Annotated in this window: 22 protein-coding genes; 4 read left to right on the top strand and 18 right to left on the bottom strand. The window is 31.3% G+C overall.

The window, feature by feature from the left end; all coding sequences use genetic code 11:
* Positions 1-76: 76 nt before the first annotated feature.
* The 12 genes from ACNMOQ_RS04395 to ACNMOQ_RS04340 all read right to left on the bottom strand — a co-directional run bounded on the left by ACNMOQ_RS04395 (position 77) and on the right by ACNMOQ_RS04340 (position 11,048).
* Entirely contained in the window at positions 77-1,435 is a 1,359-nt protein-coding gene (locus tag ACNMOQ_RS04395) for a gluconate:H+ symporter (protein WP_016999104.1), read from the bottom strand.
* Positions 1,436-1,447: 12 nt separating this feature from the next.
* On the bottom strand, positions 1,448-2,983 hold the full coding sequence (gene gntK, locus ACNMOQ_RS04390; RefSeq protein WP_070044727.1) for a gluconokinase: 1,536 nt from the start codon (positions 2,981-2,983) through the stop codon (positions 1,448-1,450).
* A gap of 9 nt (positions 2,984-2,992) precedes the next feature.
* Positions 2,993-3,700 carry a GntR family transcriptional regulator gene (locus ACNMOQ_RS04385; RefSeq protein WP_016999105.1) on the bottom strand — a complete coding sequence of 236 codons (708 nt, stop codon included), beginning with the start codon at positions 3,698-3,700 and terminating at the stop codon, positions 2,993-2,995.
* Between the two features lie 148 nt (positions 3,701-3,848).
* The gene (locus tag ACNMOQ_RS04380; protein ID WP_135021545.1) at positions 3,849-5,042 is read right to left on the bottom strand and encodes an amidohydrolase; all 1,194 of its coding nucleotides are present in this window, start codon (positions 5,040-5,042) and stop codon (positions 3,849-3,851) included.
* A gap of 102 nt (positions 5,043-5,144) precedes the next feature.
* Entirely contained in the window at positions 5,145-5,348 is a 204-nt protein-coding gene (locus ACNMOQ_RS04375; protein WP_016999108.1) for a hypothetical protein, read from the bottom strand.
* A gap of 61 nt (positions 5,349-5,409) precedes the next feature.
* Entirely contained in the window at positions 5,410-6,138 is a 729-nt protein-coding gene (locus ACNMOQ_RS04370; protein WP_103269059.1) for an ABC transporter permease, read from the bottom strand.
* Positions 6,138-7,007 carry a phenol-soluble modulin export ABC transporter ATP-binding protein PmtC gene (pmtC, locus tag ACNMOQ_RS04365; RefSeq protein ID WP_218708376.1) on the bottom strand — a complete coding sequence of 290 codons (870 nt, stop codon included), beginning with the start codon at positions 7,005-7,007 and terminating at the stop codon, positions 6,138-6,140. The genes ACNMOQ_RS04370 and pmtC overlap by 1 nt, the downstream gene beginning before the upstream one ends.
* 15 nt (positions 7,008-7,022) lie before the next feature.
* Positions 7,023-7,688, bottom strand: coding sequence for a phenol-soluble modulin export ABC transporter permease subunit PmtB (gene pmtB / locus ACNMOQ_RS04360; protein WP_182094027.1), 666 nt, complete (start codon positions 7,686-7,688; stop codon positions 7,023-7,025).
* Entirely contained in the window at positions 7,685-8,341 is a 657-nt protein-coding gene (locus tag ACNMOQ_RS04355; RefSeq protein ID WP_182094028.1) for an ABC-2 transporter permease, read from the bottom strand. The genes pmtB and ACNMOQ_RS04355 overlap by 4 nt, the downstream gene beginning before the upstream one ends.
* Positions 8,342-9,217, bottom strand: a complete 876-nt coding sequence (gene pmtA, locus ACNMOQ_RS04350) for a phenol-soluble modulin export ABC transporter ATP-binding protein PmtA (RefSeq protein WP_194200049.1) — start codon at positions 9,215-9,217, stop codon at positions 8,342-8,344.
* 1 nt (position 9,218) lies between these two features.
* On the bottom strand, positions 9,219-9,596 hold the full coding sequence (gene pmtR / locus ACNMOQ_RS04345; RefSeq protein WP_016999120.1) for a PSM export ABC transporter transcriptional regulator PmtR: 378 nt from the start codon (positions 9,594-9,596) through the stop codon (positions 9,219-9,221).
* A gap of 168 nt (positions 9,597-9,764) precedes the next feature.
* Positions 9,765-11,048: an aminotransferase class I/II-fold pyridoxal phosphate-dependent enzyme gene (locus ACNMOQ_RS04340; protein ID WP_239704081.1), complete on the bottom strand. Its 1,284-nt coding sequence runs from the start codon at positions 11,046-11,048 to the stop codon at positions 9,765-9,767.
* A gap of 167 nt (positions 11,049-11,215) precedes the next feature.
* Here ACNMOQ_RS04340 and ACNMOQ_RS04335 point away from each other — a divergent pair, with 167 nt between their 5' ends.
* The gene (locus tag ACNMOQ_RS04335; RefSeq protein WP_167543685.1) at positions 11,216-11,392 is read left to right on the top strand and encodes a hypothetical protein; all 177 of its coding nucleotides are present in this window, start codon (positions 11,216-11,218) and stop codon (positions 11,390-11,392) included.
* A 312-nt stretch (positions 11,393-11,704) separates the two neighbouring features.
* Here ACNMOQ_RS04335 and ACNMOQ_RS04330 read toward each other — a convergent pair whose 3' ends face one another.
* Positions 11,705-12,517: a MetQ/NlpA family ABC transporter substrate-binding protein gene (locus ACNMOQ_RS04330; protein ID WP_416350281.1), complete on the bottom strand. Its 813-nt coding sequence runs from the start codon at positions 12,515-12,517 to the stop codon at positions 11,705-11,707.
* A 118-nt stretch (positions 12,518-12,635) separates the two neighbouring features.
* Here ACNMOQ_RS04330 and ACNMOQ_RS04325 point away from each other — a divergent pair, with 118 nt between their 5' ends.
* Entirely contained in the window at positions 12,636-13,148 is a 513-nt protein-coding gene (locus ACNMOQ_RS04325; RefSeq protein WP_416350280.1) for a methylated-DNA--[protein]-cysteine S-methyltransferase, read from the top strand.
* Between the two features lie 104 nt (positions 13,149-13,252).
* Here ACNMOQ_RS04325 and ACNMOQ_RS04320 read toward each other — a convergent pair whose 3' ends face one another.
* The 3 genes from ACNMOQ_RS04320 to groES form a co-directional block, all read right to left on the bottom strand.
* The gene (locus ACNMOQ_RS04320) at positions 13,253-13,816 is read right to left on the bottom strand and encodes a GNAT family N-acetyltransferase (RefSeq protein ID WP_416350279.1); all 564 of its coding nucleotides are present in this window, start codon (positions 13,814-13,816) and stop codon (positions 13,253-13,255) included.
* 93 nt (positions 13,817-13,909) lie between these two features.
* Positions 13,910-15,535 carry a chaperonin GroEL gene (gene groL / locus ACNMOQ_RS04315; RefSeq protein WP_064204924.1) on the bottom strand — a complete coding sequence of 542 codons (1,626 nt, stop codon included), beginning with the start codon at positions 15,533-15,535 and terminating at the stop codon, positions 13,910-13,912.
* A gap of 53 nt (positions 15,536-15,588) precedes the next feature.
* Positions 15,589-15,876, bottom strand: coding sequence for a co-chaperone GroES (groES, locus tag ACNMOQ_RS04310; protein ID WP_016999250.1), 288 nt, complete (start codon positions 15,874-15,876; stop codon positions 15,589-15,591).
* A 176-nt stretch (positions 15,877-16,052) separates the two neighbouring features.
* On the opposite strand from groES, the gene mroQ reads away from it, so the two are divergent.
* Both mroQ and ACNMOQ_RS04300 read left to right on the top strand, forming a co-directional pair.
* A complete protein-coding gene (gene mroQ / locus ACNMOQ_RS04305; protein ID WP_016999249.1) occupies positions 16,053-16,820 on the top strand; it encodes an intramembrane glutamic endopeptidase MroQ in 768 nt (255 codons plus the stop codon).
* Between the two features lie 154 nt (positions 16,821-16,974).
* On the top strand, positions 16,975-18,675 hold the full coding sequence (locus tag ACNMOQ_RS04300) for a M3 family oligoendopeptidase (RefSeq protein WP_239724899.1): 1,701 nt from the start codon (positions 16,975-16,977) through the stop codon (positions 18,673-18,675).
* 63 nt (positions 18,676-18,738) lie between these two features.
* On the opposite strand, the gene ACNMOQ_RS04295 is transcribed toward ACNMOQ_RS04300, so the two are convergent.
* Together ACNMOQ_RS04295 and ACNMOQ_RS04290 are read right to left on the bottom strand one after the other, a co-directional pair.
* Complete coding sequence (locus tag ACNMOQ_RS04295) at positions 18,739-20,013, bottom strand: SdrH family protein (protein WP_416350278.1); 1,275 nt, start codon at positions 20,011-20,013, stop codon at positions 18,739-18,741.
* Positions 20,014-20,198: 185 nt separating this feature from the next.
* Positions 20,199-21,680, bottom strand: coding sequence for a sucrose-6-phosphate hydrolase (locus ACNMOQ_RS04290; protein WP_218688131.1), 1,482 nt, complete (start codon positions 21,678-21,680; stop codon positions 20,199-20,201).
* Between the last annotated feature and the right edge of the window lie 19 nt (positions 21,681-21,699).

Genomic DNA, 21,699 nt, shown 5'->3' with positions numbered 1-21,699 from the left:
AACTGTTAAAGTAACTGATAAATCAGGCTTGAATAATTCTTATTAAAATACTAAGTTTATACAATTTTAGTCTTTTTTATACGAATAAACTTATAAATAGTATAAATATAATACCAGATACAGAAATGACGGTTTCTAATAATGTCCATGTTAAAAATGTCTCTTTCATTGTTAATCCGAAATATTCTTTAAACATCCAAAATCCTGCGTCATTTACGTGTGAAGCAATAACACTACCTGCACCAGTTGCTAATACGACTAGAGCAAGATTCGCATCAGAAGCTTCTAATAACGGCGCTACGATACCTACTGTAGAAATTGCTGCGACTGTAGCTGATCCTAAAGCGATTCTAAGAACAGAAGCTACTATCCATGCAAGTAAAATTGGACTCATTGCTGTGCCAGTAAATAATTCTTCAACAGTTTTTCCGACGCCACCATCAATCAATACTTGTTTAAAAGCACCGCCACCACCAATAATTAATAACATCATTCCAATTGGATATATAGCGTTTGTTAATGTATCCATAACTTCTGTAATTTTTTTACCTCTTTTTAGTCCCATAGTGAATATAGCAAACAATACTGAGATCAGCATAGCTGTTGCCGCTTCACCTATAAAACTGATAAACCCTAGTACACCTTGAGGATTCTCAGGTGAACCAGTAAGTAAATCAACAATTGTTGAAATTAACATAATAAATACTGGTAATAGTGCTGTTAAAGCTGAAATACCAAATCCTGGCGTTTCTTCAATTTTAAATGTTTTTTGCTTACCTAGTGAATTTAAATCACCAGACTTAGTGAATCCTTCTGGAACTACTTTTTTGGCAAACATCGTAAATAATGGTCCGGCAATAATTGTAACTGGAATCGCAACAATTAAACCAAATACAAGCACTTCACCTATTTCTGCACCAAATTCTTTTGCAATCATGACTGGTCCTGGATGAGGAGGTAAAAAGCCATGTGTAACAGATAATGCTGCTGTCATTGGTATACCTAAATAAAGTGTTGAAACTTTAGATTCTTTTGCAATCGTAAATACAATTGGGATTAATAATACGAGCCCTACTTCAAAGAATAAAGCGATACCGATTATAAATGATGCTACCACTACTGCCCATTGGATGCGCTTTTGACCAAATTTATCAATTAGCGTATGTGCAATTCTCGTTGCACCGCCTCCATCAGCTAATAACTTACCAAGCATTGCACCTAATCCGAATATCAATGCGATGTGGCCTAGTGTAGACCCCATACCAGATTCGACCGTTGAAATGATTTTATTTAATGGCATGCCAAGCATTACACCTGTAATCATTGCTGTAATTATTAATGAAACGAATGTGTTAAGCTTTAACCACATAATTAATGCTAATAGTAAACCAACTGCTACAATAACGACTAGTAGTGGTGTAATTTCTGAAATCATATTAATCTCTCCTTATGAATGCATTTCTTGGAATTCTGCTATTGAGTTATATTCTTCTGTTAACTTACGACTTAAATTAATGAAAATTGGTATTAAAGATTGATAAATATCAACATTTTCTTCTATTGGCTGGTGTTGGTATGTTTTGCCTACCATATTATTCAACACTTCAAAATCATCTATTTCACCTAATGCTTTTAACCCTAAAACACATGCCCCTAGACAAGAACTTTCATAACTTTCAGGAACTTCAACAGATGTATCAAAAATATCTGCCATCATTTGACGCCAAACTTCACTTTTTGCAAATCCACCTGTTGCTTTAATTTGATTAGGGGATTTATCCATTACTTCAATTAACGCTAAATAAACTGTGTATAAATTAAGTAATACACCTTCTAAAGCTGCTCTGATCATATGCTCTTTCTTGTGCGTTAAAGTCAAACCAAAGTAACTTCCTCTTGCGTTAGCATTCCATAATGGTGCACGTTCACCTGCAAGATAAGGATGGAATATTAAACCGTTCGCCCCTGGTTGAACTCTGCTAGCTATTTTAGTTAATACATCGTAAGAGTCCACACCTAAGCGTTTAGCTGTTTCTACTTCACTTGCTAATAACTCGTCTCTTAGCCATTTGAGTACTACACCACCATTATTAACTGGACCACCAATACAATAATGATCTTCTGTTAAGACATAACAAAAGATTCTACCTTTTTCGTCAGTTTTTGGTTCATCAATTATCGTTCTAATTGCCCCACTTGTACCGATAGTTACTGCTACTTCTCCTTTTCTAAAACTGTTTACACCTAGATTAGATAGAACGCCATCAGAAGCGCCTACAACCACAGGAATATCTACATTAATCCCCATTAAATCAGCATATTTTTTAGACATATTTTTCATAATATGTGTTGTTGAAACGAGTTCAGGTAATTGAGAAGTTTCTATTTCTAATAAATCTAATACTTCTTTATCCCAATCTAATGATTTTAAGTTCATCATACCTGTAGCGGAACCTATAGAATGATCCATTGTGTATTGACCAAATAATTGATAAATGACATAAGTTTTAATATCTATCCATTTGTTTGTATTGTTATATATTTCAGGTTTTTCATGTTTTAACCAAAATATTTTAGATAACGGTGACATCGGGTGTATAGGTGTACCCGTTCTTTTATAAATTTCTAAACCGTTATGTTCTTTATTGATTTTTTCTGCATAATCACTCGCTCTATTGTCAGCCCATGTTATACATTCTGTTAATGGTTGATTATTTTTATCCATCGCAATTAAGCTATGCATCGCACTACTAAAGCTAATTAATTTAATATCTTCAGGTTTTGCGTCTATTTCTCTTATAACTTTTTTGACTGTGAAAAGCACTGCATCAAATATTTCTTCAGGGCTTTCTTCAGCTACTCCTATTTCATCTGTTGTCATAGGATATTCAATGCTATGTTTTTTCAAAAACTTCCCTTCGTTATTATAAATAACAGCTTTTGTACTTGTTGTTCCTATATCTACACCTATCATGTATTTCATTGTATAACCCTACTTTCTATCTATATTGGTTTGTGAATTCCATAAAACTTCGATTTGTTCATCTACGTCGTCAAAGTTTAAATGAAATGCTTCTTTCATTTTATTTCGATCTTTGTTTTCTATTGCTTCAATATATACTTTATGATTATGAATAACTCTTTTAAAATCTTCAGGTTCATTTTCCATACGCTGTCTCATTGATACTAAAATTAAACATTCCATAACTGGTGTTAAATTACGCCATATCATTTCAATATATTGATGATTAATTGCAGTAATCATAGATTCATGAAACAGTAGATCTAGCCTTGTAAACTCATCAGCATCTTCAAATTCCACAGCAACAGTCATCATTTTTAGAATTTTATTTAATTCTTTAATAACGACTGAATTATCATCTAATTGTAGTCTTTCAAAAACAAATGACTCTAACATGAGCCTAATGTCGTATATTTCTTTCTGATTAACATTTGATAATCCCGTTACAATTGCGCCCATTCTTTCAAGCGATATTAAACCATCTTGTTGCAAAAGTTTAAGCGCGTCTCTTACAGGTGAACGACTGACCTCAAATTGTTGAGCTATTTTATTCTCACTTAATTTATCGCCTTGATTAATGGCTTTACTAATAATACCCAATCGAAGTTCACTAGCTACTTGTTCACCAGTAGAACGATATTTTAACCATTCGCTCGGATAATGATAATGATGTTTCATCTATCTTTCCTCACCTTCCGTATACTTGTATACAAGTTATACAAATAATTGTAACCGTTTACTATAGTTTTGTAAACGGTTACTTGAAAATTTATATTATTTTATTATTCGTGACATCTATTTAAGTATCTTTAAGATAATATCTTTCTTATTCTTCTATGTACAGCCTGTTTAATACTATTTCACCTAATGCCTTGCTTGCAGTCAACATTGCATCTTCATTAACCACGAATTTAGGACTATGATTAAAGAAAGCTTCTTCTACATCATAAGGTTTACATCCTACAAAAAAGAAAGTTCCTGGTATTTTTTCTAAGTAACTAGCAAAATCTTCAGAGCTTGTTAGTTGTTCATGTTCTTTCAATAATTTAAAATATTCACCTTGACTAGTAGCTAAAATATCAACTAAATAATCTGTCTGTTTATAATGATTGATTAAAGGTATGCAGTCTAAGTCATATTGGAATTGACATTCAACATTAAAAGTTTCTTCAAGACCTTCTATCATTTGCAAGATTTCATCATGAATTTGATGGCCAATACGATTTTCCATATATCTAACATCACCCGCAAGTTCAACATTCTCTTGAATTACATTAAGTGATCCCGTGCCGTTAAATGAACTTATCGTGACTACACCCATATCAAATGGATTTAATCTACGCGATATTACTGTTTGTATATTCGTCACAAACGTACTAGCTGCCATTATGGCATCATTTGCTAAATGCGGACTGGAACCATGTCCTCCTTTACCTTTAACCTTCAAATGAAATAGAGATCTACCGCCCATTGTAGGACCTTTTCTATATGAAATAACTTCAGGCGTAAAATCTGGAAATAGATGAATACCATAGATTTCATCTACGGTATCTAATAGACCTGATTCCAACATATCTATTGCACCACCTGGAGCTAACTCCTCAGCGTGTTGATGAATAATAACAACCTTTCCAGGTAAACTATCCTTTAATTCTATTAAAGATTCTGCTAATACCATTAAATAAGCTGTATGAGCATCATGCCCACAAGCATGCATCCATCCTTTATGTTTAGATGAAAATGCCAATCCTGTTTCTTCATCAATGTTTAAAGCATCAAAATCTGCTCTTAAAGCAATTGTTCTACCAGGTTTCCCGCCATTTATTTCTACAATCAAACCATAGTTTCCGCCAATACGATTATGTATTTTAACTTCCTTATCTTTATAAAACATTTCTATATATTGAGCTGTTTTTTCTTCGAAAAACGAAGGTTCAGGATATTGATGTAAATAGCGATAGTGCTTAATCATGTCGTGTTCTTTTTGTTCTAGTTTTTTAAATAATAGACTTCTTAACATTAAACCACCTCATTTTCCTTCTAGTTAACTGCCGCCAATATAATGAAAAAGCCTGAGACAATTTATTTATGTCCCAGACTCCGGCTAATTTATCCCGACTTCTTACTTTTTGTCTTGATTTTGTTTTGCTTTATCCGGATGTTCATCAACTTTATCTTCTTTTTCAAATTTCGCAATTAGCGCTGTTAAAAAGAAACCTAAACCGGCACCAATCATTAACGAACTTGGTGTACCATTAAAGAAAAAGCTCGCAACGATACATATAATACCTATAATAATATAGTGTTTAATAAATTTTTTACCCAAGAATATCCCTCATTCATTTATCTAATAAATTAAATTTAACACACAAATGAAGGATAAACCATTATATATTCTTATTTATAATGACGAAATGGTTAATAACTGTAAATACTAGAATACAAACAACCGTTATCCCAATTTGGTAACCTTCCATACCTAAGTAACCACTATTTAAAATATCTGGAAGAAAGTCTAGTGGATTATATTTCATCACTTTAACTATTTTTTCTCCTATTTGAGGAACGATTGAAAGTATATTGAATATAGTTGGTAAGAGTATAATACATACGATAGCTGTAGTATAAACCATCACGGCTTTTCCAGTTAATAAATTAATAATATTCAATAAAGTTACATAGAATAAAATGATAATGAGTAGTTCACCAAACATTTTAAAGAAATCTGTAAACTCTAAATCACCTGTTGTCATCATAAATGTAGATAGCAACGTAACTACAGTGCCTAATATAGTAAACAAAATAATGATTCCTATTACTGAAATTAATTTACCATATAAGTACATCGTTCTGTTTTTCTTAGAATTTAAAAATAACTGAATTGTTCCATATGACATGTCTCTAACAATTGTTCTTAATGTAAACATTAATAATACTAATCCACCAAAAGCAAAGAAACCAGTTAATACATCAGGAGAAGTAAATACATTATCCATATTTAAAGAAATAATGATAACAGCAATGCTAGGAATAATTGCTAGAAATAAGCCGAATAAGCCTAATGGACTTTTAAATATTCTCGTTATATCATATTTAACGTGTTGTAAGATGTTCATTATGCTTCAACTCCTTTATTAATATTAAAGTACTGATCTCTTAATGTAGTTTTATTATTTTCGATATATTTAGGGTAAATATCTTTTTCGCTGAGTAATCTGAGTACATTTTGATAATCTTGCAATGCTTCAATCGCGATTAACCCTTCATGTTTATTACTAGATATCACTTTAAAATTCATCGTTAGAACATCAAGCGCTTCGTTGTATTGATTACTTTCAACTAAGAATTTCGTAATTCTTTTTGATTCATCTTTCATATTATAATCTTCAACAATACGACCATTTTTCATAAATACAGTTCTGTCACATATGAGTTCAATATCTTCTAATTTATGACTTGAAATAAGAACTTTGATATTCAGTTCTTTACTTACACGTTCAATTGTTTTTAACACATCAATTGAACCGTCTGGATCCATGCCATTCGTTGGTTCATCTAATATTAAATAGTGTGGTTTATTCATTAAAGCTACTGCTATTGATAATTTTTGTTTCATACCCATTGAATATTTTTGAACTTTTTTGTTTATATAAGGTTTGATTCCAAATGACTCTATCAATTGATTAACATATGCGTCATCAACCTCTTTACCTAAAACTTCTCTAAAAAAGTTTAAATTATAATAACCAGTTTTATTCAAATACAGTTTAGGATTTTCAATTAAATAACCTACTCGTACGTCACTTTCTTGTTCAAATTTCCCACTATATTTAACGATGTTTTCGTTCATAATTTTCATCAATGTAGTCTTACCTACACCATTTTTACCAATTAAACCTACTATTTGACTATCTCCAAATTCAAAGTCGATGTCGTTTAAAACTTGCTGCTTGCCGTAATATTTATTTATGTTTGTTAATTTCAAAATGTGTCACCTCTTCTATATTGTTATCTCGCCTTTTCTTGCTTTAGAAATTGCTATTACGTAAGTAATGATAAATAATATGATTGATATAGAAACAAAAATTTCATCTCCATAATTTGTAAAAACATTTGTTTGAATAGATAATTTATTCAATAGTTTATCTGTGTACGGTACTATACTTGGTAATATAAAACCAATCAAAATAATCCATATTACTAATGGTATTTTTAAAAACCTTTTAAAATCACAAAGCGGTAATATTAAACTAATCGTAAATAAATTAGCAGCAACATTCGTTAGTATCCCTGACATATTTATAACAACATCCATATCACTTGCCGCATACATTAATGCCACTAAATTATATAAACCAATCGTAACCGAGTTGATCAGGATTAAAATAATAGCAGTTAAATAGTGCATATTAACCGTCGTTATTTGTGTTATAGGATAACTTAAAAAGTTCATTTCTGATTTATTCTTGTTAATTCTTAAATATATATAATAAGGAAACGCCAAAGTGACAACATGTAAAAGAAACATGAGCATCCCTAATAGAAATATTTTGATGTAATTATTAAATGGTAAAATCATTGTAACTGGTAATGCAAGAATCATTACCAATATATAAATTAAGTAAGGTTTTAATAATATTAAATTACGGTATAATATCGGCTTCATTTTACACCTCCGTAAATGGTAATTTTATCTTTCTTAGCACTATGAATAGCTCTACTAAATTGAATTATCCATATAATAATGGCAACTATTAACAACATTGAAGGTGTATAGTATAAAAATATTTTCCAACCTAGTATTTCTGAAAATGCATATGAACGATTTGAATATGTTCCGAAATACAACATTGCAAATATAGCGTACATAGCTCCCAATATCCAAGCTCCTAGTTGATTAATATTAACATGTGCATACGTTGGATAAACTATACTTAATGTTAATAAATTTGTTGCTACAATAAATATAGCTGCTTGAAGAAATATCGTGTCATTCTTATATAAAGCTATTATGATAATCAATACAAAAGAAATAATTGTCAGTAATAAGTTATATAAGTAATGTGCTTTTACGATATCTATTTTAGAAATAGGCAAACTATTATAAAAAATTTGGCTACTTTGCTTATTCAATAATATGGCATTATTAATACAATGAATTGAAACTGTAGCAATAAAATATATCGGAACAAAATTTATTATTTCAATGTTTTCAAATCCAAATGTGAATTGAGCAAAGAAAGTTAAAACAAAACAGATAAAATATGCTAACAAGTAACCTCTTTCATACATAAAGTTTCGGTAAAAAATTGCTTTCATTTAAACCACAACCTTATTTTTTTGGTCTTTTTCAATTCTTACCATCACTTCTTCTATTGTTGGTGTTTCAATCACTACCTCTTTTCCAAATAACTCAAGAAATACATGACTATTTTCTGTCATTCCTGAAAATCCAGTTTTTGTTTCTTTAATATTAATCAATAGCGATTTTAATTCATCATCCAGCATATTTGAGTCGCCTTTAACAATTTTATATTTCTCGGTTAAGTCATTCACACTTTCATTTAATAAAATTGATCCGTCTTTTAAATAAACAATATAATCAGCAATTTTTTCTAAATCTGAAATAATATGTGTAGAAAAAAATACTGTTTTTTCTTCATCAATTAATTCTTTTTGCAATATTTCAAGAACTTCATTTCTAACTACTGGATCTAAACCTGCAGTTGGCTCATCTAATATATATAGTTCAGCGTGATGACTCAAAGCGATTGCTAAAGATAATTTCATTTTCATACCTGTTGAGAAATGTTTTACTTTTTGTTTGTAAGTTAAACCAAATTGTTCAACATATTTCGAGAAAATATCATGATCCCAATTTTTATAATATTTACTTACTACTGATTCAATTGTTTTGATATTCCATTTTTCGTACATATATAATTCTGAATAAACAAAGCCAATTTTATTTTTAATTTCTACAGGATGCTCTCTCAAATATTCTCCTAATATTTTCAGATCTCCACTTTGTTCTTTTAAAAGACCCATTAAAATTCTTATAATCGTCGTTTTACCTGAACCGTTAGCGCCAATAAAACCTGTTACATAACCTTTTTTTACATCAAACTGTATATCGTTAAGGCTAAAATTTTTAAGATGATAGTTTAGATTATTTACTTCAATAGCTTTTGTCATATTACTCACCTTCCTCATAAATTAACGATATAATTTCATTTATTTCTTTCAAATCCATCCCTATTAATTTCGCTTGTTTTGTTAGTTCTTTAGCCAAGTCTTCAATCACAATAAATTGTTTTTCTTTCATTATCGAGGCATCTTGTTCTTTTACAAATGTGCCTTTACCTCGAATTGAAGTTACAAACTGTTCTTGTTCTAAATCGACGTAGGCGCGCTTAGTTGTAATTAAACTAACTCCTAAATCACTTGCTAGCTCTCGCATTGAAGGTAATGGTGTACCAGGTTCAACTTTACCTTGTAAAATATTCGCCTTTATTTGTTCTTTTATTTGTTCATAAATAGGTTGATTACTATTATTCTGCAAAAGTATCTTCATGTCCTACCTCCTCCAACTAACTGTGTATAAACAGTATATACACTATACATTGTTTAGTCAAATATTTTTCTATAATTTACATCAATTTCTTGTAATAACGATATTTATAAACAACAAAAAAATAGAGTGTGTATATCAATTGATATACACACTCTATATACACTTATATTATTTCAATTCATGAATCGCTTTAGCTATTGATTCAAATACATATTCAATGTCATTTTTTTCAATACAGCTAAATGCTACACGTACATCTGTTTTATTCAATGCAATAACACCGATGCTATAATTTTTAATTAAATGCAATCTTAGTTTTTCAGCTTCTACATCTGCTAATTTGATTGCCATAAAGTAACCAGAATTAAATGCATAAGGCGTCCATAAATCTTTATATTCTTCACGATATGCTACATCTTTCGTTACTTCATATCTTTCTTTTAAAATATTGATATTGTGATCAACTTGTTCTTGGAATGAAGGGTCTTCCATAGCATGTACAATTGCTGTTTGACTCGGTAATGCACAGCTTGATAAATTACTTCTAATTAAACCTTTTAATTTAGAAACTAATACTTCTTTTACAGTTTCATTTTGGGAACCAAAAGTTAAGAATCCAACACGGAATCCCCATGAGAAGTATTCTTTCGTTGCACCATCAATTTTAACAGGCATAATATTGTCATGGTTTAATCGAGATAATGCAGTGAATACTGACTGTTTATAAATATCTTCAAAGAACAGTCCATAATAAGCATCATCAACTAAAGCAATTACTTGTGTTCCTTTGTCAGCTAATTGGTTAATTGCTGAAACCATTTCTTCCACTTCATTTACTGTTGGCGTGTAGCCAGTCGGGTTATTAGGGAAGTTTAAGACTAATACAACTTTATCTTTATTGTAATTTTCTAAAGCGCGTTTAAAATATTCTAAAGTATAACTACCATCTTCTTCAAAAGATTGATAAGTTTCAATTTGAGCATTATGTCTTACGCCAAATGTTAATTTATAGTTACCCCAATTATGTTCAGGTAATAAAATAGTGTCATCATGATTAACAAATAAATCACCAGCAAGTGATAAACCGTGAGTTAACGCGTTTGTTACAACAGGTTTTGAAATAGCATTTTCACTTAAATCTGGATTATCTTTTAAAATTTTATTTTTCCATAATTCTCTAAGTTTTTCATAACCTTGAGGTGGAGCATATGGGAATATATCGCTAGGTTCTCTATCGCTAAATTGACTATATAATGCATCTGTATACATAATACCTTCGTCAGTAGTAGCCATGCCAATTGTTGCATTGTATTTAGTACCTTTAGCATCGGCAGATTGAGATAATATACCTTTAGGGAAGTACATTGATTTACCTAAATCAGAAAGCATATCCAATACGATTGGAGATTCATTTTTTAATTGTTCATTCAATTCTAAAGCTAGTGGGTTCATAGAAAGTCATCCTCTTTCGTTAATATGATACCTCTATAGTAGACGAGATTTATTAAAATGAAAAGGATGTATATGCAATTTAATGATTTTATTTTTGTTTAAATTATACTTTTGATAAGAAAATAAAAATTGTTATAATATAATCATTAAGAAAAGGAGTTTATAAAATGTCTACCATTACTAAAGTACTCGCTGGATTAGCTGTAGTCGCATTTATAATAGGCGTTGTTATGGAAATTAGCGGGGATTCAGGTATTAAATTTACCATTGCATCTATATTATTTCTAATTGCTGCATTTATTAATCGAAATAGCGATCGTAACAAACAGAGTCATAAAAAATAATTATGAAATAAAAGTACAAAACAGCACTTCGTTAAGGTTAGGAAACGAAGCGCTGTTTTTTTGTGAAGAATATTATGGTGGATGGAATGTTGCACGTGGGACTTGTCTTGCAACGTTCCGTCCTTCTATGTTGCACGTGGTGCTCGTCTTGCAACATTATGATCTTCTATGTTGCACGTGGTGCTCGTCTTGCAACATTATGATCTTCTATGTTGCACGTGGTGCTCGTCTTGCAACATTCTAGCCTTCTATGTTGCACGTGGTGCTCGTCTTGCAACATTCCGCTCTGATTTTAATCACGATTTTAACTCCTTACTTCAATTCATCTGGTACTTTCCAATAGTCGTCTTTATTTTCTTTATTGAATACTTTTTTAAATCCTTTTGAGCTATATGCTTCTTTTATATCTTTTACCCATTGTTTATCTTTATTTTTTCCATTTACTACAACTTGTAAGTATAAATCGTTAACTAAATCTTCTTTTAATAGTCCTTTTGAAGGGTCTACATCTGATGCATAAACAATTGATCCAGGTATAACTGCGTAATCTACTTCTCCTAGTATTCTAGGTATATTGGCTGAATCCATTTCTTTAATTTTTATATTTTTTGGATTGTCAGAAATATCTTTTTTAGAAATTGTAATATCATCTTTATCTGCATCTAATTTAATCCAACCTGCTTTTTCTAATAATCGGTATGCTCTGGCAGCATTTGAAGGATCTTGCGGAATAGCCACAGTGTCTCCATTTTCTATGCTTTTAATATCTTTGTTATCTTCTGAAAAAATTTGAGCTGGTACAGTTGGTATTTTGTTAATATTTGTTAATTTGGCATCTCTTTCTTTATTAAATGTATCCATATAAGCTTTATGTTGATCAACATTTACATCTACACTACCTTCTTGTAATGCAACATCTGCTTGTAATAATTCAGTAAAATCTTTTTGTTTCACGGTATATCCTTTATTTTCTAGTTCTGGTTTAATACCTTTTAAAAATAGCTCACTGTATGGACCTGGTGATGTTGCTATTGTAATTTCCTTTTTCTCTTTTTCCCCGCTTCCGCAAGCTACTAATATAACGGATACTATAAGAATCATTGATAAAAATATATTTCTTTTCATTATAAATCCTCCCTTTCATTCCCGATTAAACTCATATGTTTTATAGTAATAATATCACTTACATTTTTAAAGTCAATAACATGAGCATGTGTTAAAATTTACGAAAGGAGGGCTTTATATGAGTCTATATCAAAAAGAATTTGAGACAAAAGCGGGTAAAATGGTTGGTATTTGTGACGAGACGCACTTATTATTACTACATTTTAATGATAAGTATAGTTTGGAAAAGGAAACAGAAAAAATTAAGCAAACGCTAAATGAAGATATTTCAAGTGGAAATCATGAAATATTGGATAAGTTAGAACAAGAGCTTTCTTTATATTTTGATGGTAAATTAAGTGAGTTTTCAGTTCCGATAAACTTTAATATTGGTACACCTTTCCAACAAAAAGTATGGAACGCTCTATGCGATATTCCTTATGGAGAGACAATTTCTTATAAACAATTAGCCGAAAATATTAATCAGCCCACAGCCTTTAGAGCAGTAGCTAATGCAAATGGTAAAAATCAACTTAGTATTATTGTTCCGTGTCATAGAGTAATAGCAGCTGACGGGTCATTAGGAGGTTATTCAAGCGGAGTTGATAGAAAAGAAAAACTCTTAGCTATCGAAAGTAGTTTAAATGTTTAACTATAAACAATTTCTCGAACTTACGTTATATTGGCAAAGTGGGACTACGAAACCTTTTTATGAAAATAAGATTCCTGTCCCACTCCAATTAAATATGCTTTCTTTTAAATACTTTTAACCATATATTTATAATCATGTCCACTTAACACTCTGTCATGAAGTGGTTCAAATCCTAGATTTCTATATAATTTCATAGCACCTTCATTATCTACTTCGCAATTAAGTGTCACTGTTTCATAACCTTGATTTCTACCATAATCAAATATGTAATCAATCAATTTAGTTGCGGTACCTCGACCTCTATAGTCTGAAAATACAGCTATAGATTCTATATATAAATCGCCTTCGTTCGCTTCTTTTTCAGGTAATGGCGTTCCTTCCAACTTAAATTCTTCTTTGAAATCAATATTATGCCAGTTATCTTCGAGTTGCTTTTCTTCATCTCCAGAATAACAATTAATAAAGCCAGCAATATTTCCCTCTACTTCATATACATGCATGTTTTTATAATGATTTCTATAATTGCCCTCTTCAATACTTTGTTGAATGATTTTTAATACTTTTTCCTTTGGATTATTCTCAACTAACGGAATTTGCATATCATGCCAAATAATATACATAAGTTCACTTAATTTAGCTGCATCTGTCTTTTTAGCTTGTCGTATCATATTATTTACCTCTCTTAACCAAATTAATTTCATTTTAACATAAAAAATTCCTCTCACCACAATGGCGAGAGGAATTGTAATGGTATTATTTTATTACATCATACCTGGCATTCCGCCCATGCCGCCCATATCTGGAGCAGCTGGTTCGTCTTCAGGTATATCTGCTACTACCGCTTCTGTTGTTAAGAACATAGCCGCAACAGATGCTGCATTTTGTAATGCTGAACGCGTAACTTTCGTAGGGTCTACAATACCTGCATCTAACATGTTAACCCATTCTTCAGTTGCTGCATTGTAACCAATACCTTCGTCTGCATTTTTAAGTTTTTCTACGATGATTGATCCTTCTAAACCAGCATTTTCTACAATTTGGCGTAATGGTGCTTCTAATGCTTTCAATACAATGTTCACACCAGTTTTTACATCACCTTTAGCTTCAACTTCAGATACTTTGTTATAAATTGAAACTAGTGCTGTACCACCACCTGCTACGATACCTTCTTCTACAGCAGCACGTGTTGAGTTTAATGCGTCTTCGATTCTTAACTTACGTTCTTTCAATTCTGTTTCTGTCGCTGCACCTACTTTGATTACAGCTACACCGCCAGCTAATTTAGCTAAGCGTTCTTGTAATTTAGTACGATCAAAGTCAGAAGTTGTTTCTTCAATTTGAGCTTTGATTTGACCAACGCGAGCATCGATATTAACAGAATCGCCTTGACCTTCAACGATTGTAGTATCATCTTTTGTTACTTGTACTTTACCTGCTTCACCAAGCATATCTAATGTTGTTTCTTTTAAATCTAAACCTAAATCATCAGTTATAACTTGACCACCAGTTAAAATAGCTAAATCATCTAACATTGCTTTACGACGATCACCGAATCCTGGTGCTTTAACTGCAACTGCAGTAAATGTTCCACGTAATCTGTTAAGTACTAAGTTTGTTAAAGCGTCTCCTTCTACATCGTCAGCTACAATTAATATTGGTCTGTTTGTTTGTAATATTTTTTCTAATACAGGTAAAATATCTTGGAATGATGAGATTTTTTTATCTGTAATTAAGATGTATGGATTTTCTAATTCTGCAGTCATTTTATCAGAATCAGTAACCATGTAAGGTGAAGTGTAACCTCTATCGAATTGCATGCCTTCAACTACTTCTAATTCTGTGTTGAATCCTTTTGATTCTTCAATTGTGATAACTCCATCGTTACCTACTTTTTCCATAGCTTCTGAAATAAATTTACCAATTTCCTCGTCAGCTGCAGAGATAGAACCTACTTGTGCAATTTCTTCTTTCTTCTCTACAGGTTGTGAAATCTCGTGTAATTCTTCTAAAGCAACTTTAACAGCCTTATCGATACCTTCACGAATACCTACTGGATTCGCACCACTAGTAACGTTTTTCAAGCCTTCTTGAATCATTGCTTGAGCTAATACAGTAGCAGTTGTTGTTCCGTCACCAGCAACTTCATTAGTTTGGTTAGCAACTTCAGCAACTAATTTCGCTCCCATATTCTCATAAGCATCTTCTAATTCAATTTCTTTAGCGATTGTTACACCATCATTTGTAATAAGTGGTGAAGTGAATTTTTTATCTAAAACAACATTACGTCCTTTAGGTCCTAATGTTACTTTAACTGCATTAGCTAATTTGTCCACGCCTGCTAACATTGAACGACGTGCATCTTCTGAAAATTTAAGTTCTTTAGCCATCTATAATACCTCCATTAATTATATATCAATGTTTCATTTCAATTTTTAATCAATTACTGTTCAACTATTGCTAAAATATCATCTTCTGAAAGGATAATATATGTTTCTTTATCACGTTTAACTTCTGTTCCTGCGTATTGTTGATAAACAACTTGATCACCAACAGATACATCAACAGTCAGTCTTGTACCGTCTTCTAAACGTTTACCTGGTCCAACAGCTACAACTTTACCTTCGTTAGACTGTTCTTTAGCTGAATCTGTTAATACAATTCCACTCGCTGTAGTTTGTTCTTTTTCTGTTTTTTCGATAATAATTCTATCTCCCAATGGTTTTAACATTTATAAAATCCTCCTTGGCGCTTTTAATATTAGCACTCTTAATAGTTAAGTGCTAACTATATTTTTATAATAATCAAACTTGGTCAAAATTACAAGTAAAATAACTTAAACTTTTCTCTTTTTTACAAAAATACGATACAATATTAACATGTTTATTTTTGGAGGAAATTATAGAAATGCAATTTAAAAGATTAACAGTCAATGTAACTACACTTTTACTATTTGTAATTGTACAAACAATCGCAATCGTGCCAAATACTATATACGCAAATGCTAATCTATCCAATACAACACGATTGGAGATTTCATTAACATGGATGGCAATTACAGCTATCATTACGGTATTAATATTATGGTATATGAATTCAAATATTAAAAATCCAACTCGACTCGAACAACAAACTAAAGAACCTTGGTTATACGTTATCTTTTGGTGTATCGCCGGTATATTTCTTGCTATGTTCGGACAAGGGATAGCTGCTTATATAAATATTTACGTATTTAATCAACCTATTGAAAGTGGCAATACCCAGAACTTAATGAAAATAGCACAGGAATCTCATATTTTAATTTTATATATCGTTTTAGCTGGACCTATTTTAGAAGAATTAATTTTCCGTAAATTAATATTTGGTGAAATTTTTAATATGATTAAAAAACCTACTTGGCTAAGTTTTATCATTGCTGTTCTTGTTAGTTCGTTTGTGTTTTCATTAGCGCATTCTGATCCAGAGCACACTTTAATTTACGTTGTAATGGGCACAGTTTTCAGTGGTCTTTATGTATTAACAAAACGTATCATTGTTCCAATTATTGCACATATGGGAATGAATGGTGTCGTAGTAATTGGACAAATCTTTTTAAAAGATGATCTTCAAGACCAATTAGAAAAACAGTCTCAAATGGCACATTTAATTTACAACACTATTATTCATATGCTTTAAATCTAGAATATGTTTTAGTCATCCCTATTCCGTTGGTTAAATTCAAGGGTTTAGGGATTTTTTATTGATAATAATCAAAATTTTAATTATATTAAAAGTAATAAGTTATAATTTGTAAAATAAGTTATAATATAAGAAATGAGGGGGTATTTATATGGTCTTAACATTTAACGAATTTCAGTATGAACATATTAATATTGAAGAAAAGGAACAAAACATAAAGTCGTTATTAAAAGACTTTGAATCTGCAAATACTTTAGAGGAAGCAATAAGTTTTGTTGATGATATTAATAAAATCCGTAACCACACTGATACGCATTTTAACATTGCGCTTATCCGTTCTTCCATCGATACAAACGATGAATTTTACAATAAAGAACGTGACTTTTTCGATGAAAACATGCCAAGAATTCAAAACTTAGACAATCTATTTTATAAAGCACTTTTGAATTCTAAACATAAAGACGGATTAGTATCACATTTTGGTGAACAGTTATTTGAGTTGGCTAAAGTTGAACTCAATACTTATCATCCTTCTATTAATGATTTATTAGTAAAAGAAAATAAACTCATAAGTGAATATGATAAATTAATTGCGTCTGCTGACATATTATATAAAGGTGAACACCTGAACCTATCTCAATTTAACAAATATTTTATTAATCCAGACAGAGATATTAGAAAGGAAGCATACATAACAAAAGAACAATTCTTTGAAGAACACTTAGAAAAGATAGACCGCATTTACGATGACCTTGTTCATGTAAGACATGAAATTGCACTTAAACTCGGCTATAACAATTTTATTCAACTTGGTTATGATCGTATGCAAAGAATTGGTTATAATGCAGAAGATGTAGAAGTATTTAGAAATCAAATAAAGGACCATGTTGTACCAATTACCGAACAAATTAATAAACAACATGCCGAGCGTATTAATGTCGATCAATTAAAAGTTTATGACCAAAACTTTACTTTTAAATCTGGTTCTCCTAAACCCCAAATTGGCACACAAGCAATCATTAAAAATGCTCAAAAAATGTACCATGAACGTTCTAATGAAACAGGCAAGTTTATTGATTATATGATAGATAAATCATTATTTGATTTAGAAGCTAAAAAAGGAAAAGAGAGTGGTGGATATTGTACGATAATAAATGACTTTAATTCACCATTTATTTTTGCTAACTTCAACGGCACACAAGGTGATATAGAAGTTATGACACATGAAGCGGGACACGCTTTTCAAGTATTTGAAAGTTTAAAATACTCAGTCCCAGAATATTATTTTCCAACTTCAGAAGCATGTGAAATACATTCTATGAGTATGGAGTATTTAACATATCCTTGGATGTCATTATTCTTTGGTGAAGATACCGAAAAATTCAAGCTATCTCATTTAGAAGACAATATTAAATTTTTACCTTATGGCGTTGCGATTGATGAATTTCAACATAAAGTGTATGAGAACCCTAACCTTACACCAGAAGAAAGACGTAAAATTTGGTCAGATTTAGAACGAAAATATTTACCGAATAAAGATTATGACGGTGTTAATCATTTAATAAACGGTAGTTTTTGGCATAGACAAGGTCACGTGTTCGCTTTACCTTTCTATTATATCGATTATACTTTAGCAACTATTTGTGCCATGCAATTTTATATTAGACATGAAGAAAACCCTGATAAAGCTTGGAATGATTACTTAAAAATATGTCAAATCGGCGGTTCAAAATCATTTATAGATATAATGAATTCTGTACAATTAAACTCACCATTTAAAGAAGGTACAGTTAAAGAAATTGTAAGCCACTTATATGACGCTACGCTTAATATAGATCAATCAGAGTTTTAATAATTATAGAATAAAAAAAACAAGACTGAGACATAAATAAATGTCTCAGTCTTGTTTTTTATTTCATGTTCTTCTTAATCTTCTAATAATAAAGACGATGATTGCACCTAATACAATGACGATAGCAATTGAAATGCCTAGTATAGTTTGTTTCGTTATATCTTTTTTATCACTTGCATTTTCAAAATCATGTGTCGTTTTTTTAGTTGTCTGGTCATTATCTACTGTAGTTGTTTCTGTCGTTTTCTCATGATTTTTAAATTTCGGTTCTGCTAAATCTGGTCTTGTCCCCACTTTACTCGTAACTAAATCTAGTACATCTTTATCCATTTTATTATAATATTCTTCAGCATTACCTGGAATGAATTTTGGAGAATGTTCTGATGATTGTATACCGTCTTGTTGATAGTTTCCTATTTCATCTGTGTTTGGATAAGAAGGCATAGTTGGTATAGAATTTTCTATATCGTTTCCCTTTGAATTGTCTGATTTAGATTGGTTAGATGATTCATTTGATTTTGGTGGTTCTGAAGATGAATCATTTTTATTTGATTGATTTGGTGGTGGAGTTTGATTGTTATTTCCTCCATTATTTTGAGGTTCTTCGGTACTTGGCTCTTCCGTACTTGTATCACCTTTATTTGGTTCTTCGGTACTTGGCTCTTCCGTACTTGTATCGCCTTTATTTGGTTCTTCGGTACTTGGCTCTTCTGTACTCGTATCGCCTTTATCCGGTTCCTCGGTACTTGGCTCTTCTGTACTCGTATCGCCTTTATCCGGTTCCTCGGTACTTGGCTCTTCTGTACTTGTATCGCCTTTATCCGGTTCCTCTGTACTTGGTTCTTCCGTACTCGTATCGCCTTTATCCGGTTCTTCCGTACTCGTATCGCCTTTATCCGGCTCTTCGGTACTTGGTTCTTCCGTACTCGTATCGCCTTTATCCGGTTCTTCGGTACTTGGCTCTTCCGTACTTGTATCGCCTTTATCCGGTTCCTCGGTACTTGGTTCTTCCGTACTCGTATCGCCTTTATCCGGTTCCTCTGTACTTGGTTCTTCCGTACTCGTATCGCCTTTATCCGGCTCCTCTGTACTTGGTTCTTCTGTTGAATTTTCAGTATTTTTCTCTTCTGATTTATCTTCTTCTGTCGATTTATCTTGTACTGATGTTTTTTGCTTCTCTATCTTTTCATTACTTACATCGTTGTTTGTATTAGGAGAAGTATCTTTCGTATTATCTTCAATTGTTTCCTTGGCATCAACATTATTTACTGTATAACCTGAAAATGCTATTGAAGATAATATCACGGATGATAAAAATACATTTCTAAATATCTTCATAAAGATCTCCCCTCCTTGTTATTTTTTACAATTTCAGTATAAATGATAATTAAAACCTTTTCTATGCTTATATATAATATGTTACACAGAATTAATATTTTGTAATAACTTATTCATAAATCTCTAACTTATTACACATAATAAAACACCTGTTTTTTAAAAACAACAGGTGTAGAGTTTTAATACTATTTATTAAATTCAATATCATACTTTGTAAATTTCAAATAAACTTGTCCTGATTCTGTAGATGTTCTAAAGTTAACTGCATCATTATCAGGGAATATTCTTGATGTGAATACACATTCTCCATCATTCACAAAGATTTCTAAACTAGAAGTATCACTGTATATTCTAAGTTGGTTTAGCTCATTATCTAAAACAGTGGATCTTGTAGCCTTTTCTACCGCTTCACTCACTACTCCACTCTCAAAGCGATCTAAAGTAAGTTTTTTAGTTTTTGTGTTATATATTATTTGCGTTGAACACTTTTTAGAAACACGCACTTCAAAATAGATTTCAGTTGCATCATTATCAAGTATGTCTATAATGAGCTCATACTGTTTCCCTTCATACGGGTGTAATTTCACGGAATGCTTATTTGCATATCCTTCTGCAGTTTCTTCATTACTTCTTAATTTTTCTAATGCTTTAATTGGTCTTTGTTTAAGTTTGTTATTTTCTATCGTTAATTCTCTAGGAAGTGTTAAACAGTGTGCCCAACCTTCATCATCAGTCGCATAATCAATTTCAGGTAACCCCATCCAACCTATTAATATACGCTTTCCATCTTTATCTAAAAATGTTTGAGGTGCATAAAAATCAAAGCCTTGGTCCAATTCTTTAAACTGGCCATGTTCCATCGTCAGTTCTTCTAAGTTAACATTCCCAATTATGTATCCTGATTGGTAAATATTTTCGAATCGATCGTCCTCTGCTTCAATACCTTGAGGTGAGAAAACGAGTACATCTTGTCCATCTAATTCAAATAAATCTGGGCACTCCCACATAAATCCAAATTCATTTAATTCTGTTTTCAGTTCACCTTTAAAATTCCAATTTTTAATATCTTCTGATTCATAGACAATAACTGTACCTGTTTCATCTTCTCTTTGAACACCAAATATAGCATAATACTTGCCGTTTTGTTCCCATACTTTTGGATCTCTAAAATGTTCAGTATATCCTTCTGGGCTACTTTCTATAACAGGTTTTTCTAATTTTTTAAAAGAACCGTCTTCTTGTTCTACTGCTATCATTTGATTAGATGTACGTTCCCATTCAGAATCTCTTACATTACCTGTATACATTAAATATAGTTTACCATTGTAATCAAAACCACTACCAGAATAAACGCCATGACTATCATACGATGTGTCTGGAGCTAAGGCTATTCCTTTGTCTTCAAAATGAATTAAATCATCACTTATGTAATGGTACCAATATTTAATACCGTGTACTGCACCCAATGGATACCATTGATGAAATATGTGATATTTACCATTATGATAAATTAAACCATTAGGGTCGTTTAATAACCCTGTTTTAGGCTGTATATGAAAAATTTGACGCCATTCAGACTGATTTACTTTTTCTTGTAGCTCTAAATATTCTTCTTCTGTTATATCTGATAATTTTGTATATCGTTCTTCACGTGTCCAATTAACCATTACCATTCTCCTTACTTTA

It is taken from the genome of Mammaliicoccus lentus (assembly GCF_947036595.1).
GTDB classification, from domain to species: domain Bacteria; phylum Bacillota; class Bacilli; order Staphylococcales; family Staphylococcaceae; genus Mammaliicoccus; species Mammaliicoccus lentus.
The sequence above is the reverse complement of the archived record's forward strand: the minus strand, read 5'-3'. Positions and strand labels throughout refer to the sequence as shown.

Coding starts and splice junctions, on each gene's coding strand:
- gntK (WP_070044727.1), bottom strand. CDS start 2,983: ATGAAATACATGATAGGTGTAGATATAGGAACAACAAGTACAAAAGCT.
- pmtR (WP_016999120.1), bottom strand. CDS start 9,596: ATGAAGATACTTTTGCAGAATAATAGTAATCAACCTATTTATGAACAA.
- ACNMOQ_RS04335 (WP_167543685.1), top strand. CDS start 11,216: ATGTCTACCATTACTAAAGTACTCGCTGGATTAGCTGTAGTCGCATTT.
- ACNMOQ_RS04320 (WP_416350279.1), bottom strand. CDS start 13,816: ATGATACGACAAGCTAAAAAGACAGATGCAGCTAAATTAAGTGAACTT.
- mroQ (WP_016999249.1), top strand. CDS start 16,053: ATGCAATTTAAAAGATTAACAGTCAATGTAACTACACTTTTACTATTT.
- ACNMOQ_RS04295 (WP_416350278.1), bottom strand. CDS start 20,013: ATGAAGATATTTAGAAATGTATTTTTATCATCCGTGATATTATCTTCA.
- pmtB (WP_182094027.1), bottom strand. CDS start 7,688: ATGAAGCCGATATTATACCGTAATTTAATATTATTAAAACCTTACTTA.
- ACNMOQ_RS04290 (WP_218688131.1), bottom strand. CDS start 21,680: ATGGTTAATTGGACACGTGAAGAACGATATACAAAATTATCAGATATA.
- ACNMOQ_RS04395 (WP_016999104.1), bottom strand. CDS start 1,435: ATGATTTCAGAAATTACACCACTACTAGTCGTTATTGTAGCAGTTGGT.
- ACNMOQ_RS04340 (WP_239704081.1), bottom strand. CDS start 11,048: ATGAACCCACTAGCTTTAGAATTGAATGAACAATTAAAAAATGAATCT.
- ACNMOQ_RS04300 (WP_239724899.1), top strand. CDS start 16,975: ATGGTCTTAACATTTAACGAATTTCAGTATGAACATATTAATATTGAA.
- groL (WP_064204924.1), bottom strand. CDS start 15,535: ATGGCTAAAGAACTTAAATTTTCAGAAGATGCACGTCGTTCAATGTTA.
- ACNMOQ_RS04355 (WP_182094028.1), bottom strand. CDS start 8,341: ATGAAAGCAATTTTTTACCGAAACTTTATGTATGAAAGAGGTTACTTG.
- pmtA (WP_194200049.1), bottom strand. CDS start 9,217: ATGACAAAAGCTATTGAAGTAAATAATCTAAACTATCATCTTAAAAAT.
- ACNMOQ_RS04385 (WP_016999105.1), bottom strand. CDS start 3,700: ATGAAACATCATTATCATTATCCGAGCGAATGGTTAAAATATCGTTCT.
- groES (WP_016999250.1), bottom strand. CDS start 15,876: ATGTTAAAACCATTGGGAGATAGAATTATTATCGAAAAAACAGAAAAA.
- ACNMOQ_RS04330 (WP_416350281.1), bottom strand. CDS start 12,517: ATGAAAAGAAATATATTTTTATCAATGATTCTTATAGTATCCGTTATA.
- ACNMOQ_RS04380 (WP_135021545.1), bottom strand. CDS start 5,042: ATGTTAAGAAGTCTATTATTTAAAAAACTAGAACAAAAAGAACACGAC.
- ACNMOQ_RS04325 (WP_416350280.1), top strand. CDS start 12,636: ATGAGTCTATATCAAAAAGAATTTGAGACAAAAGCGGGTAAAATGGTT.
- ACNMOQ_RS04370 (WP_103269059.1), bottom strand. CDS start 6,138: ATGAACATCTTACAACACGTTAAATATGATATAACGAGAATATTTAAA.